Below are 15,039 nucleotides of genomic sequence, written 5' to 3' on the forward strand. Positions count from 1 at the left end.
AATATCACTCATTAGGATATAGGAATGAAGATGACTAGCGCGGCTGGCCATTCTCGTTTCTGTTTGAAGGAGCGGAGAAATTGACAGACATCAAGAACGAACCATTCTCATTGACAAGTATGCAGCAGGCAGCCCCTGTCCATATTCCAGAAAGACAATTCATTTCATCACACGACGGCACAAGCCTTGCGTATTATCCATTTTTATCAGAAGAGAAGACGCAGGCCAATGTGATCTTGATTCATGGCGGTGGTGCTCATAGTTTGGCTGGTTACGAGCATATCGCCTATACGCTTCAGCATAATTTTCAAGTGAATACGTTTTTAATCGATTTAAGAGGTCACGGCCATTCTGATGGAAAAAAGGGTGATACACCTAGTATCACAGATGTGTGGCAAGATATTTCGCAGTTTGTGGATGCGGTCAAACAGCAGCATAAGGGAGCTGTTTATCTTTGCGGGCATTCATCTGGAGCAGGATTACTGCTAAACTACATATCTTGGCCGAAAAAAAGAGAAGTTGATGGCTACTTTTTTATTGCACCTGAATTTGGCTATCAATCAGACACTGCAAGACCTGATCAAATTCCTTTTGCGACCGTTCAAGTATGGAAATTCGTTTTGTCTGCCATGACAAAAGGGTTGCTGATGAGTCATTCTGAAGCCGTGCGTTTTCATTATCCAGCATGGGCAGTCGAGCAGGATCCGCTTCTATTGACAGCCATCACCGTCAATCTATCACTTGCTTTAACCCCGTCTGCACCTAAAAAACAATTTGCGATGATGGATCGGCCCTATGCGATGTTAGTAGGCAGCGAGGATGAGCTGTATGATATAGAAAAATTTCCTGCCTATCATGAGCTACCACATGAAGAGATCAAACAACAATCAGTCTATGAAGTGCTGGATGGACATACCCATTTGTCGGTGTTACTAGAAGCAGGAAAACATATTGGAAAGACCATCCAAATGTGGAATCGTTCTATTTAGTATGAACAACTAGTCAACACTCTCCCTTTTTCTTAAAAATTTACATTGACACCATCCTTTTCTATGATAAAATCATAGTGTGATAATGAGAATCGTTATCAAACGATATGACTACATATAGAATGGATAGGTGAGGTACATGTTCAAAAAATCTTTTTGGTCGCTAATAGTTGTGCTCTCCATCGTTTTACTTGCAGCTTGCGGCAGCAATAACAGTGAAGGCAAGTCAGCTAGTAAAGAAAAAACAAGAACCGTTGAAAGCGCTATCGGTTCAACTGAAATAAAAGGATCGCCTAAACGTGTGGTGACGCTGTACCAAGGAGCAACAGATGCAGCAGTCGCTATGGGCATTAAACCAGTGGGTGTTGTTGAATCATGGCTTGAAGCACCTACGTATAAATATTTAAGAGATGACTTAAAAGATGTCAAAATTGTTGGGCAGGAAACTCAGCCAAACTTAGAGGAAATTGAAAAGCTTAACCCAGATTTAATCATTGCATCAAAAATCCGCCACGAGCAAATTTTTGATCAGCTGAAAGAAATCGCTCCAACTGTAGCAACAGAAACAGTATTCACTTTTAAAGATACAGTGAAATTAATGGGTGAAGCGTTAAATCAGCAAGACAAATCAAAAGAATTGCTAACGAAGTGGGATGATCGTGTCGCTGATTTCAAAGAAAAAGCGAAAAAAGACATCAAAAACTGGCCAATGAGTGTGTCTGTGGTGAACTTCCGGGCAGATCATGCTAGAATCTATCAAACTGGATTCGCAGGGTCCATTTTAACAGAGCTAGGCTTTGAAGGACCTAAGAATGTCAAAGATAAAAAGCAAGACATCATTACACTGACAGACAAAGAGAGCATTCCGCAAATGGATGCAGATGTGATCTATTACTTCATGGATGATCAGGATAAAGCGGTTGAAAAAGCATATAAAGAGTGGACGAGTCATCCTTTATGGAAGCAGCTTGACGCAGTGAAAGCGAAACAAGTGCATAAAGTCGATGAAATCACTTGGAACATGGCAGGCGGTATCACTGCTGCAAACATGATGCTTGATGATATTTATGATCGTCTCGGAATTGATAAATAAGGATAGCAGAGGAGAAAATGTGAAAAACCATTTTCTCCTTTTTCCATAACAGATTGAAAGCGGGAATCAGATGAGAAGTTTATTAAAAAAGGATTCGAGCAAGGCGCTGCTTTTTGCTGGATTCGTTGTATTGATGTTGGTCTTTTTTATGCTGAGCATATCTCTTGGGCAAACCTCGATTTCCCTCAAAGCCACCATCCATGCGTTTCTTCATTTTGATGAATCGGATCCAAACAGTGTCATTGTCATGACATCCAGATTATCAAGAGCTTTAATTGCAGCGGTTGTTGGATCAAGTCTAGCCATTTCAGGTGCACTGATGCAGGCATTAACGAGAAATCCGCTTGCGGCGCCAGATTTGTTAGGCATTAATGCAGGTGGACTATTTTTTATCGTCATTTCGATTGTTTTCTTTTCAACAGAGTCATTAACAGGCTATATGTGGACAGCCTTTTTAGGTGCTGCGATTGCAGGGATGCTCGTTTTTCTCTTGGGCTCCATTGGAAGAGATGGATTGACACCGGTCAAAATTGTCCTTGCAGGTGCGGCGATATCTGCACTGTTTGCGTCCTTTACACAAGGTCTTTTAATCGTGAATGAACAGTCGATTCAAAGCATCCTGTTCTGGATGGCGGGTTCAGTGTCTGGAAGAAGCATTGATATGCTGCTGCCTGTTTTGCCTTATATTTTAGGTGCAACAGTTGTGGCGCTGCTTCTTGGACGCTCCATCAATGTCCTTTTGTCAGGAGATGATATTGCAAAGGGACTTGGCCAGCGTACGCTGGTGCTGAAAATCACGATGGGAGTTCTCGTCGTCTTTTTAGCGGGTGGTTCCGTTGCTGTCGCAGGATCGATTGGGTTTGTTGGTTTTCTAGTGCCGCATATTGTGAAAAAGCTTGTCGGACCTGACCACCGCTGGGTACTTCCGTATTGTGCAGTAGTGGGGGCGTCTCTTTTACTTGTCGCAGACCTTGCGGCTCGTTTTCTGATCATGCCGCAGGAAGTACCGATTGGTGTCATGACGGCGGTAGCAGGAGCGCCTCTATTTGTTTATCTCGTGCGCAAGGGGTTGAAGACAGGTGGCTAAAACATATACAGTGCGTTCAAAGGGCGGGCGCATTTCATTTCAATTTTCAAAGCGGACGTTTTTGATTTTACTTTTATTGACGGCCGTTGCTTTTGGATTATTTATTCTCAGTCTCTGTATGGGCAGCCGGTTTATTCAGCCGATGGATGTGCTGCTTCATTTAATCGGTCAGGGAGAGGGAAACACCTTTGTGCTCAATACACTGAGAATTCCAAGAACATTGCTGGCTGTCTTAGTGGGGGCCGCGCTTGCGGTATCAGGACTTATTTTGCAAGGGTTAATCCGCAATCCGCTTGCATCGCCTGACATCATTGGGATTACGAGTGGTGCTTCGTTCGGTGCGATTATGTTTATTGTCTTTTGGATGGGCACTGTGCCTATTGCGTATCAATCCTTATGGGCGATTGCAGGGGCTTTTGCTGTTTCGTGTCTGATTTATTTGCTTTCATGGAAAAAAGGGGTGAAGCCGATCACACTTGTCCTAATGGGCATCGGGATTTCTGCCATTATGAAGGCGTGTGTGACGTTTACTCTTGTTCTTAGTGATACGATGACGACGACAAAGTCATATATTTGGCTGACGGGCAGTTTATATGGTTCTACGATGAAGGACGTCATGTCGATGCTTCCTTGGGTCATGATCATTTTACCAATTGTCATGGTGTTAGCAAGAACGATGAATGTGAAGGAGCTTGGAGATGATCTCGCAACAGGTCTCGGGGTAAAAGTGCAGGCAAAACGGTTATTCTTTCTGCTGATGAGTGTGACATTGGCGGGGATTGCTGTTGCCTTTGCAGGCGGCATTGAATTTGTTGGACTGATGGCGCCGCATGTCGCACGGATGATCATCGGCCGCTCCTTCATTGCGCTGGTGCCGGCATCTGCGCTTGTTGGGAGTATTCTCGTGATGCTGGCAGATTTAGTAGCTAGAACGGCTTTTCTACCGTTAGATGTACCAGCAGGTGTATTCACGGCTGCAATTGGTGCACCGTTCTTTATTTATTTGTTATACCAGCAGCGAAATCGATAAACGAAAGATGGAGGTTTTGATATGAGGCCAGAGTGGGTTGAGAGAGAATTACTTGATTTCGGGGTACACATCACAAATGGACCAATGACATCTGACCGCACACTTGCTGCGCTTTTTTCAGAAGCATCTGTCCTGCGTTTATTAGAGGCTGAAAAGGAAGCCATGCATGCACCGAATGTGGCGGTAGCAGCGTCGATGTTTTCAAAGCGTTATGCCTACTTAGCCGTCAGTTCCTCTTTGTACATGATGACGCTGTATGACGGTGTCTATCAGTTTTCACCGGAGGCATGTGCCTTTAGAGAGGATCGGAAAATTGAAATTGATGAGTCTTTGTGTTCGTTTGTTCCACTAGAAGGAGATCGGCATGAATGGAGAGAGCAGGCTGTGCATGCGCTGTTTACGGAGTGTGTTACCCCTCTTTTAGACGTGCTGAAGCGCACTTCAAGACTTCCGTATACCATTTTGTGGGAGAATATAGCGGTTCGTATCAATTCTCTTTATCGCAGCATGATGCGGGAAGCCGAAGAGCCTGCGGTGAAGCAGCGCGTGCGGGAGGATTATCTGTATCTGAAGCAAGCGGCTGGTGATGTATTCGGAGCAAAACAAAATCCATTTCATCACAGCTTAAACTTAGATGACAGTTTACTAGAAACATCCGACCGAAAGACCTGCTGTATGTATTATAAGCTCGAGAAAAAATCGGAGAGTCTCGATTATTGTCTTGTCTGTCCGCTTGAAAAAAAGAAAGGCACTGCTTGCTCATAGCAGTGCCCTTCTTTTTTATTCCCAAATCGCGCCTGCCCATTCTGGGTGATCGATAAAGGGATTGCGGTTGTTCTGATACGTTTCATAAATGATCTCGTTGCGGTTCCGTTCGATTTGATCGACTGGATCTTGTTTGTGCCACTTGAGAAGTACGGACATTTTGCCATGGAGAGGGGCGCTTCCATTATTCACTTTGTCGTTTAATTCTAAATCTGGAAAGCGGTCATCGCCCTCGTACCGCACTGCCATATAAAAGAGCATTCTTGCCACATCCCCTTTCACCCGGCTATGAGGTTCGAATGAGTCGCTGTCGTAGAAATTACCCGGTGCCCCCTTGTATTCATTTCCGCCCAGATCAAAATCTAAATTTCCACGTGTGCTATTCGTTTGCACGTCTGTTGCCCGCAGATGATGGAGATCTGTACCGGGGCCCTGGCTTGTCCCAAAGTTGCCGTGTGACTTAGCCCAGACATGCTCCCGGTTCCACTGGCCAACATTTCCGCCATTCGCTTGCTTTGAGCGAGAGACACCGCTATAGAGCAAGAGCACATTGCTTGGATTCTTTGGATCTTCATCTGTTTTCTTTAAGGCATCCCAAACTTGGCTGTAGGATAGCTGCTTATGATCATCAATAATATCGTGTAAAGCTTTCTTTAGAGCGGGTCCTGATTTGCCATTAGCAGAATGATAATAGAAATCGATTTGACTTGTAGCGGCTGTTTTCGCTTGTTGTGCAGATGTTTCGTTTTGAAGCTGTAACGGGGAAAATGTGATGGTTTGGCTCGGTTTATTCAGAGTAAAGCTTTGAGCTTTCGCAGCTGGAGGCAGCGGGGCGGCTAACGTGCCGAATATCATGATTCCGGCAGCCACAGTTCCAAATAAGGTTCTCTTCATTCGATTTCCTCCTTAATAGGGAATGTATTCTCTTTATTTCTATCATATTGTCAGAAAGAAATAAATGGATTTATCGTAAATGTTATGTAATGAATTCGTAGGAAATGAGATTGCTATTTTAACAGCATTGCTGTATAAGTGGGCATATAGGACGACAGCGAGGGAGAGGATGGATAACGTGAAAGAACTGCAAATACCTTCAAGAACGATTATGACACCAGGACCTGTTGAAGTAGACCCGAGAGTGCTCCGTGTGATGAGTACCCCAATTCTCGGTCAATTTGATCCAGCATTTACACATATCATGAATGAAACGATGACCTTATTGCGGTCGCTTTTCCAAACAGAAAATGAATGGGCTTTTCCGATTGACGGCACGTCTCGTTCAGGGCTTGAAGCTGTGCTTGCCAGTGTCATTGAGCCGGGTGATTCAATGCTTGTGCCTGTCTTTGGCCGCTTCGGTCATCTGCTCATTGAAATAGGACAGCGCTATGGTGCTGAGGTACATACAATGGAATGTGGATGGGGAACGGTTTTTGATCCTAGCGATATCATTCAGGAAATGAAGCAGGTCAAGCCTAGAATCGTTGCGATGGTCCATGGTGAAACATCCACGGGGCGGTTGCAGCCGCTTGAGCAAATTGGTGAAGCGTGCCGAGAACTCGATGCACTGTTCATTGTAGACGCTGTAGCAACCATTGGCGGGGCCCAGGTGAAAGTGGACGAATGGAAGATTGATGCGGCGATTGGCGGTACGCAGAAGTGCTTGTCTGTTCCATCAGGCATGTCACCTATCACGTATAATGACCGGGTGGCAGCTGTCGTTGAATCGAGAAAGAAAGTGGAAAAGGGAATTGCGACACAGGATGAATTGCAGGAGCAAATGGATATTTCTCCAATTAAAAGCAATTACTTTGATCTCAGCCAGCTCCAGGATTATTGGAGCCCTAGACGATTAAATCATCATACAGAAGCGACAACGATGCTCTATGCACTTCGTGAAGGGGTTCGTGTTGTGCTGGAAGAAGGACTGTCTGAGCGTTTTCAAAGGCACGCATATCACGAGAAAGCCTTGATGAAAGGTCTTGAAGCGATGGGACTTGAATTGTTCGGTGATCCACATTGTAAAATGCCAGTTGTGACATGTATTGAGATTCCAAGTGGTATTGATGGAGAAGCGGTACGTGCCGATCTGCTTAAGCATTTTGGCATTGAAATCGCAAGCTCCTTTGGACCGCTAGCCGGACGTATATGGAGAATTGGCACAATGGGCTATAGCTGCAGAAAAGAAAACGTGCTGTTTGTGTTAGCAGGGCTGGAAGCGATTCTAATCAAACACGGTGCATCCATCCATTGCGGAGCAGGGCTTCAGGCGGCTCTTTCTATCTATGAACAAGGTGAATAAAGTCATACGGATACTCGCTATTTGCGGGTATTTTTTAATTGGAAAAGAAAACTAATTTTTGAAAAACTAGACTTATAGACAGTGATATCGCTATACTGAAGAAGTTCTGAGTTTTTGACATCATTTTCATTTATTTTGGAGAAAGAGGTTTTTTGATATGAAGAAAATGGGCAGATTATACATTTTGATGCTCAATATTTTTATTGCCATGCTTGGCTTTGGCCTCATTGTCCCTGTCATGCCAAGTTATATTGAAGCCTTTGGCGCAACAGGAAAAACACTCGGTTTTCTTGTCGCTGCAACAGGTCTTACACAATTTGCTTTATCGCCGGTTGCAGGCGCACTGACCGATCGATTTGGACGTAGAAAATTGATCATTGCCGGGATTGCCGGCTTTACCATTGCCCAGTTTATTTTTGCATTTGCTGATCAGCTGTGGATGCTGTTTGTATCACGTTTTTTAGGCGGTGCGGCCGGAGCTTTACTCATGCCAGCCATGTTTGCATACATTGCTGATATCACAAGTGAGAAGGACCGAGGGAAAGGAATGGGGCTATTTAGTGCAGCAATGACGTTAGGCTTTGTTATTGGACCAGGCGTAGGCGGCTATTTGGTCGAGTATGGGATCGCTTTTCCTTTTCTCATCGCAGGTTCCTTTGCAGCTCTTTCTACCCTATTATCCATCCTGTTTTTACCTGAAACTTTAACAAAGGAAAAGCAGGAAGAAGCGCGGTTAAACAAAGACATTCATTTCAACCCTTTTGTGCAAATGATGCAAGCTTTAAAGACATCCTACGGTTTTTTGTTTATATTGGCGTTTGTCCTCAATTTTGGCATTATTCACTTTGAATCGATTTTCGGCTTATATGTAGACCAAAAACATGGATTTACACCGAAGGATATTGCGTTTGTGATTACGGTTGCGGGTCTTGCTGGCGTGCTTGTCCAAGGTGCGTTGGTGAATGCCTGTGTGAAACGATTTGGTGAAATGCGCGTCGTGCGTTATGCACTGCTAGGAGCGGCTTTGATGCTCATCGTCTGCCGTTTTGCGCCGTCCTTTTGGCTGATCTTTACAGGCTCTATTTTATTTTTGTCGGCTACTTCATTTGTTCGTCCAGCTCTCAATACATTGCTGTCCAAAATGGCAGGTAATCAGCAAGGAGTAGCGGGCGGTCTCAATACATCCTTTATGAGCCTTGCCAATATCGTCGGGCCGAGCCTTGCGGGCATACTATTTGATGTGAATATTGAGTTTCCTTTTATGCTCGGAACACTAGTGCTTTGCATAAGCTTCATTGCATCCATCGTGTGGGGGAAAAAAGTGCAGCATACTTCTGCAATTTCTTAAAATTTGTTTATAAAAAAACCGATCAGCACAGATTGATCGGTTTTATTATAATGGTCATCACCTTTTATATGTAACGACAGGTGATTTTTCTTTATGAAGCGCACGAATCATGGCATCATCTACATGTAAATGCTCTTTCACTAATTGAGGAGGGGTTAAGGCCATCCACTGATTCAACGAAATATCTGCAAAGCGATTTTTGCCTCCTCGTGTATCACTTTTCTCCTCCAAACTATATGAAGCTTCGGCAGAAAACATTCAATCAGGATGGTGTGAGAGAAGCATCTGAATACGTAATGCTAAGCGCAGCCTTAATGTGGCTTCAGGGTCTTTTAAGCTGATCCGAAGCAGCTCCTCACACTTCTCCAATCGATAAATGACCGTGTTGCGATGAATAGACAAACGTTTCGCTGTTTCTGAAATGTGGCAATGCGTTTCTAAATAGACAGATAAGGTGTGGAGGAGGTTTTGACCAGCTTCATATAACGGGTGAAGGTGCATCTGGTGAAACGTGACTAAATCCTTTCTTGGAATAAGCTTCAATAAATCTGGCACATCCTTTGCCTGATAGAACTGAATATATTCCGCCTGCGACGAGAGATGTCCGGCTTGAAGAGCCTCTAATGCTTCACTGTAGCCCTCAGACAGATGGGTGATGCGACAACTAGTCAAGCTCACGCCAAAGGAAATGGTGTGATTCGCTTGTATGCTAACGAGCATCTGCAACTGTTTCAAAAAAGAGAGGAGTCTGCCACTCATCTCTGACCAACTTCCTGTCTCTTCCATTAATACAATGCCCATATCACCTTTGACAAACAGAAAGGAAGGAAAAGGAGAGCTTGGAAGTGCGCTGTCAAGTAGATCAACGACTTGATCTAACATCAGTTGCTGGTTCAAAAAATGAGTGGTTTCATGACAATGATCAAGCTGACAGATCATACATAGATAGCTGTTTTCTACGTTTAATCCAAACGTCTTCGCAATGTATGCAGCGTCTTGCTGAGAATACGATGCACCCTCTATCCATCTGCGAAACCCTTCATTTCTGGCACGCTTGGCCGTTTGCTGGGCAGTATATTGTCTCATTCGCGCAATTGAGATTTCGTTTACTGCTTGTGCAATGAAGACTTGCAGTGTTTCATCCAGCGGAGGAATGAAGGAAGGGATGACCACATACTCACATGTTTGTTCGGTTAGATCAATCGGAAAGACGGAAAAGGTTTGCTTCGCATATATCATCGAAAAATAATGGGGTGTCCTTCTTTGGAAAAAGGGGAGAATGCGAATCCAATCTGGGCTCGTGATCATGGTGTGCGAGTTGCAGAGAATACGTCCATGCTGGTTACACAAATAGACAGGCTTGAGAATCCTTTCGGCGATTTTTTGCAATGCTTCAAACTGGTTATCGTCTATGTTCATATCCACTAAGTCTCCTTTATTGAGAACTAAAGCTCTTGGTGAAGATGAATAAATAAATGGACAATCACTGGTAACTTCTCTGATATGCAATTTATGTTATCAGCTCAAATCATTTTAGATAGAAAGTTGTCAACTAATATCACAAACAAACAGAGCGTCAGGACAAAATCACGTACCGTCAGTCATCTTCATTCAGAATTACGGGCAAATATGATATGTTGTAGACAGAAGAATTTCTTTCAGAAATATGGGTATCACAAGAGAAAAAGGCTTTCATGTGAGGAAGCCGTCTATACATGAGAGTGGCAAGAGGTGAGAAACATGATTTATATCGGATTAACTGGCTGGGGAGACCATGACAGTCTTTATCCGCCGAAAATCGGCAGCGCTCAAAAGCTGTTTCACTATTCATCAACGTTTCCCATTGTGGAGCTGGATGCCAGCTTTTATGCGGTTCAGCCTGAGCGTAATCATGAAAAGTGGATCAAGGATACGCCAGATACCTTTCAATTTGTCGTGAAAGCATATCAAGGAATGACCGGGCATCAGAGGGGCGAAATTCCGTTTGCTTCGAAGGAAGAGATGTTTGACGCATTTATTCTTTCATTGACTCCGCTCATTCGTGAAGGGAAACTAGCCATGGTTCTGTTTCAATTTCCACCATGGTTTGATTGCAAAAAAGAGCACGTCCACTATTTAAGATGGTGTAAAGAGAAGATGGGTGACATTCCATGTGCCCTCGAATTCCGTAACCGCACATGGTTCTCAGATGAATTTTATGAGCAGACCTTGTCCTTTATGGAAAAAGAAGGATGGATTCATTCTGTTTGTGATGAGCCGCAAGTTGGAGAAGGCTCCATTCCGCCAGTCATACAAGCTACGCACCGTGATAAAACATTGGTCCGTTTTCACGGAAGAAATAAACAGGGCTGGCTTCACCCAGCAGACCATGAGAATTGGCGTGAAGTGCGATACTTATATTTATATAATGAAGCTGAATTAAAAGAGTGGAAAAAGAATCTCGACATTCTGCATCAGCAATCAAAAGATGTCTATGTCGTGTTTAATAATAACTCCGGCGGAGATGCAGCGGCGAATGGCCAGCAGATGATTGATTTGCTGGATATTACGTATTCAAGCCTTTCTCCGAAGCAGTTAGATTTATTTAGTTAATTGAGAGCTGCGGCTTTCAACCTGAATGACGGTTCAGTGACAACTTGAGGGAGAGATCAACATGCTGCAGAAGCTATGGTTATATCATACAAACGACTTGCACAGCCACTTTGAGAACTGGCCAAAAATCGCAGCTTATATTGAAGAAAAGCGTCAAGTTCACGATCAGATGCTCTTGTTTGATATTGGCGACCATATGGACCGAGTGAACCTTGTGTCAGAAGCTGATTATGGAAAGGTAAACGTCAAGCTCCTCAATCAGCTTGGCTATAACGGGGTCACGATTGGGAATAATGAAGGCATTACGCTGCCTCATGATCAGCTGGATCAATTGTACGAGCATGCACAATTTCCAGTGGTCCTGTCTAATTTATTTGAGAAAGGCAAAAGGCCATCGTGGGCAAAGCCCTATCATATGATCCAAATGGAAAACGGACTGAAAATATGTCTCTTAGGCGTGACCATTGCGTATACACCCGTCTATGAAAAGCTGGGCTGGGACATTACAGATCCGTTTGACAGCATACGGGTCATGCTGCAGGAAGTGAAGGGACAGGCGGATGTCATTGTGCTCTTATCCCATCTTGGTATCATCCATGATCGGGAGGTCGCCCGTGATTTCCCTGACATCGACATCATCCTAGGCTCGCACACGCATCATTTGTTAGAACAGGGTGAAATGAACAATGGGGTGCTGCTTGCATGCGCTGAAAAGTATGGGCATTATATTGGCTGTGTCGAGCTGACAATTGACATAGCGCGCAAAGAGCTGATCGAGAAAAAAGCAACGGTGCAGTCAGTGGATCAGCTGATCAGTGAATCAGATGAAGCCATCACTACCTTACAGCAAGCAGAAAGAAGAGCCAAAGCCCTCATGCAGGAAAAAGTAACAGCGATTGAGTCAAGGTTAGAAACGAAGTGGTTTGATGAATCCCCGCTTCCGCAGCTCTTAACAGATGCCATTAAAGATTGGTGCGGGGCAGATATCGGCATGATGAATGCAGGTATGGTGCTTGATTCATTAGAGGCAGGAATCGTGACAAGAGAAGAAGTCCACCGAATCTGCCCGCATCCCATTAATCCCATTCGGGTGACGCTTACCGGTCAACAGCTCATCGAAACCGTTCGGCGTGCCTGTGAAGAAAAAATGGAACAGCTGCGCATCAAGGGCTTCGGCTTTAGAGGTGAGCTGATGGGGAAAATGCTGTATAGCGGCCTCACCTTTACAGTAGAAGAAGGCGAAACCAAACGGGTAAAGGATGTCTTTGTACATGATCAATTGATCAAAAAGGACGCTTCCTATACGGTTGGCACAGTCGATATGTATACATTAGGCTCTCTATTTCCTCATATCCGTGACCATGAACACATTGAATATTTCATGCCGGAATTTTTACGTGATGTGCTTACTTGGCGCCTGAAGGAAACCACATGAAATCCGCTTTAGCCTAACAACACTCGCCCTCTTGTCACATAGATTGTGATGAGAGGAGTGAAGGGATTTGGTGAATTTAACACCTATTAAAATTGATGGACATTCCTTTACAGCCGTCACCGTCAAACTGCCGAAGACGAATTTTATGGCGGTGACAAATGAACATGGGTATATTATGTGCGGTGCACTGGATGTCGGGCTCTTAAATGAAAAGCTTGCAGATAGAGGAATTATCGCAGGGAGAGCAGTTGGTGTGAGGACCATTGAGCAATTGCTTGATGCCCCTTTAGAATCTGTGACATACGCCGCAGAAGCGCTAGGCATTACAGTTGGAACCAATGGAAGAGACGCATTATTAAAAATGGTGAAATAAAAATGGATAGATGATTCCTATCCCCCCGCCTGTCTGCATACACTTGTAGTGGAGAAGGGGGGATTTTTTATTGAGAATGAACCGCCGTTATCGCCCCTATAAAAAGGGCCCTTTGCCATTTCGATACGTCATGCTGCTTGCAATCTTATTCTTTGTACTCTCAACCGTCATTAGTCTATTTTTTATTAACCGTTCAATTAAACCAACCCTTATTCACATTGCTGAACTAGAAACAGAGCGTATCGCCAATCATCTGATTCAATATTCTGTTCAAGACTTTGCAGACGATCAGGAGAATATGAAGGATATGGTGGTCATGAATACAAGTGAGAACGGAAAAGTAACGACCATCGATTTTAATGCGCAGGCAACATCGAAAGCAATGGCTGATCTGTCACGTCATCTTCAAAAAAATTTAGAGGACATTGAAAAGGGGAACTTTCAAAAAGAGGCAAAAGAAGCGTTAAAGGATCAAACAGATGGACATGACGGCATTATATATAACATTCCGCTTGGGCAAGCGTCCGGAAATGCACTCATCGCCAATCTAGGGCCAAAAGTGCCTGTACGCTTTAGTGTCATTGGTGACCCGCATACGGACGTTGAAAAAAATATTAAGCCCTATGGCATCAACAATGCCTTGATTGATATTAGTGTTCTGATCGAGGTCAAGGTGAGAGTCATCATCCCGTTTGCATCTGAAACAATCGTGGTCAAGAACTCAGTTCCCGTCTCCATACAAGCCGTTCAAGGGGACGTACCAGATTATTATAACGGCAGTGGAACAAACTCAGGCGCTCCATCGATTGTTCTCCCAGAGAAAAAGGAGAAGAAAGAATAATGAAAAACAGCCCAAGGAATGATTGGGCTGTTTTTTTATTTGCGTTTCCGCTCAGCTCTTTCCCACGCCCTTAAATGAGGGTATGGATCAAATGACCATTCAGTTCTGCCGTTGTCTTTATACATGCCATAGTGAAGATGCGGCGGAAATTTTCCTGCTGTGCCTGGGGGGCCATAACCGGAGCTTCCGACAGATCCAATGACCTGTCCGGGTTCAACAATTTGACCTGTTTTGAGTCCTTTTGCAAAGCCATTTAAATGAGCGAAGTAATGATAATGATTATGAATATCTCGAATACCAATCCGCCAGCCGCCAAAGCGGTTCCAGCCTTTCATTTCAATCACGCCATACGATGTCGCACGAACGGGAAGTCCATAATGGGCAAATAAATCCGTGCCCTCGTGAATTCTTCTGCCTCCAAATCCTCTTGCATCTCCCCATGTGCTCCGGTAGCTGTAGTCAGCTCCAACCGGAAGAGGGAAAGCATGCTTTCCGAGGTCAAGATGGCCATAGTGCTGATATAGCTTCATAAAAGATGAAATGATTCCAACGGTTTGATCTCGGCCATAATAGTCCCATAAAGCAATTTTTAATTGATCAATGCTGCTGCCGTAATGAAGCAAGTATTGAGCAAACGTGAATAATACATCCTCATCGTCATCGCTGTTCGCTTTTCCATCCCCGTTTCCATCAAGTCCAATTCCATCAAACACTTTAATGCTTAAAGGAGAGGTATCCTGCTTATTCGGGTTTTCAGGGCCGATCCACATTTCCCGGGGAATGTAGATACCAATGATGCCTTTTTGTTTCGGTAAATCTCTTCTGCTTTTTCGAATATTGTGCTCATACTGATCAACCGCAGCAAGTACATACCATGGAACTTGTGTCGTGATGGCGACTTTTTCGTATAGTGCCATTCGCTGCTTCAGTACATCTGGCTGCTTGCCTTCCCCTTGTGCATGAACAGGTAAAGGAAGCATTGAAAGAGCGATCATGATGGCTAAAACCACTTTCACAAACGTCCATCTCCTTTCATCAAGCATCGTCTTCTACCGTTTAGTGTGGTTAGATCATCCTATTTCATAAGAAGAAAATGTTAGTAATTTTCTTCTGATTTTTTTAGGAGGCTTTTGGGTATTTTTGCAGCTCATTCCCTTGTTGTTCAATCTGTACTATGTTAAAGTGTC

14 protein-coding genes and 1 pseudogene are annotated in these 15,039 nt (G+C 44.0%); 11 read left to right on the forward strand and 4 right to left on the reverse strand.

The features are described from left to right. The first annotated feature begins 80 nt into the window (after positions 1 to 80). The 5 genes from C6Y06_RS04060 to C6Y06_RS04080 all read left to right on the forward strand — a co-directional run bounded on the left by C6Y06_RS04060 (position 81) and on the right by C6Y06_RS04080 (position 4,964). Positions 81 to 989, forward strand: a complete 909-nt coding sequence (locus C6Y06_RS04060; RefSeq protein ID WP_223250423.1) for an alpha/beta fold hydrolase — start codon at positions 81 to 83, stop codon at positions 987 to 989. Between the two features lie 139 nt (positions 990 to 1,128). Further along, positions 1,129 to 2,082: an ABC transporter substrate-binding protein gene (locus C6Y06_RS04065; protein WP_106030461.1), complete on the forward strand. Its 954-nt coding sequence runs from the start codon at positions 1,129 to 1,131 to the stop codon at positions 2,080 to 2,082. Positions 2,083 to 2,152: 70 nt separating this feature from the next. Beyond that, on the forward strand, positions 2,153 to 3,169 hold the full coding sequence (locus C6Y06_RS04070; protein ID WP_034659893.1) for a FecCD family ABC transporter permease: 1,017 nt from the start codon (positions 2,153 to 2,155) through the stop codon (positions 3,167 to 3,169). Continuing rightward, positions 3,162 to 4,199, forward strand: coding sequence for a FecCD family ABC transporter permease (locus C6Y06_RS04075; RefSeq protein ID WP_066030438.1), 1,038 nt, complete (start codon positions 3,162 to 3,164; stop codon positions 4,197 to 4,199). Before C6Y06_RS04070 ends, C6Y06_RS04075 begins: the two co-directional genes overlap by 8 nt. A gap of 21 nt (positions 4,200 to 4,220) precedes the next feature. Further along, complete coding sequence (locus C6Y06_RS04080; RefSeq protein ID WP_066030439.1) at positions 4,221 to 4,964, forward strand: IucA/IucC family C-terminal-domain containing protein; 744 nt, start codon at positions 4,221 to 4,223, stop codon at positions 4,962 to 4,964. Between the two features lie 15 nt (positions 4,965 to 4,979). On the opposite strand, the gene C6Y06_RS04085 is transcribed toward C6Y06_RS04080, so the two are convergent. Then, a complete protein-coding gene (locus tag C6Y06_RS04085) occupies positions 4,980 to 5,858 on the reverse strand; it encodes an endonuclease I family protein (protein WP_106036539.1) in 879 nt (292 codons plus the stop codon). 169 nt (positions 5,859 to 6,027) lie between these two features. On the opposite strand from C6Y06_RS04085, the gene C6Y06_RS04090 reads away from it, so the two are divergent. Both C6Y06_RS04090 and C6Y06_RS04095 read left to right on the forward strand, forming a co-directional pair. Further along, positions 6,028 to 7,263 (forward strand): pyridoxal-phosphate-dependent aminotransferase family protein, encoded by a 1,236-nt coding sequence (locus C6Y06_RS04090; RefSeq protein WP_066031736.1) that lies wholly within the window; start codon positions 6,028 to 6,030, stop codon positions 7,261 to 7,263. A gap of 157 nt (positions 7,264 to 7,420) precedes the next feature. Further along, the gene (locus tag C6Y06_RS04095) at positions 7,421 to 8,611 is read left to right on the forward strand and encodes an MFS transporter (RefSeq protein ID WP_060597247.1); all 1,191 of its coding nucleotides are present in this window, start codon (positions 7,421 to 7,423) and stop codon (positions 8,609 to 8,611) included. Between the two features lie 57 nt (positions 8,612 to 8,668). On the opposite strand, the pseudogene C6Y06_RS20290 reads toward C6Y06_RS04095, so the two are convergent. Both C6Y06_RS20290 and C6Y06_RS04105 read right to left on the reverse strand, forming a co-directional pair. Then, a pseudogene (locus C6Y06_RS20290) lies at positions 8,669 to 8,809 on the reverse strand (oxalate decarboxylase); the annotation flags it as partial. 60 nt (positions 8,810 to 8,869) lie between these two features. Continuing rightward, positions 8,870 to 10,030: a PucR family transcriptional regulator gene (locus tag C6Y06_RS04105; RefSeq protein WP_060597245.1), complete on the reverse strand. Its 1,161-nt coding sequence runs from the start codon at positions 10,028 to 10,030 to the stop codon at positions 8,870 to 8,872. Between the two features lie 321 nt (positions 10,031 to 10,351). Here C6Y06_RS04105 and C6Y06_RS04110 point away from each other — a divergent pair, with 321 nt between their 5' ends. From C6Y06_RS04110 to yunB, 4 genes are all read left to right on the forward strand, one after another. After that, the gene (locus C6Y06_RS04110) at positions 10,352 to 11,203 is read left to right on the forward strand and encodes a DUF72 domain-containing protein (protein WP_034659883.1); all 852 of its coding nucleotides are present in this window, start codon (positions 10,352 to 10,354) and stop codon (positions 11,201 to 11,203) included. 61 nt (positions 11,204 to 11,264) lie between these two features. Then, positions 11,265 to 12,638, forward strand: coding sequence for a bifunctional metallophosphatase/5'-nucleotidase (locus C6Y06_RS04115; RefSeq protein ID WP_106036540.1), 1,374 nt, complete (start codon positions 11,265 to 11,267; stop codon positions 12,636 to 12,638). 67 nt (positions 12,639 to 12,705) lie between these two features. Next, on the forward strand, positions 12,706 to 13,011 hold the full coding sequence (locus C6Y06_RS04120; protein ID WP_106036541.1) for a YunC family protein: 306 nt from the start codon (positions 12,706 to 12,708) through the stop codon (positions 13,009 to 13,011). Positions 13,012 to 13,087: 76 nt separating this feature from the next. Further along, positions 13,088 to 13,852 carry a sporulation protein YunB gene (gene yunB, locus C6Y06_RS04125; RefSeq protein WP_034282711.1) on the forward strand — a complete coding sequence of 255 codons (765 nt, stop codon included), beginning with the start codon at positions 13,088 to 13,090 and terminating at the stop codon, positions 13,850 to 13,852. A 35-nt stretch (positions 13,853 to 13,887) separates the two neighbouring features. On the opposite strand, the gene C6Y06_RS04130 is transcribed toward yunB, so the two are convergent. After that, positions 13,888 to 14,832 carry a M23 family metallopeptidase gene (locus C6Y06_RS04130; protein ID WP_223250433.1) on the reverse strand — a complete coding sequence of 315 codons (945 nt, stop codon included), beginning with the start codon at positions 14,830 to 14,832 and terminating at the stop codon, positions 13,888 to 13,890. Positions 14,833 to 15,039: the final 207 nt, after the last annotated feature.

The organism is Bacillus sp. MZGC1 (assembly GCF_002998605.1).
GTDB lineage: Bacteria > Bacillota > Bacilli > Bacillales > Bacillaceae > Bacillus.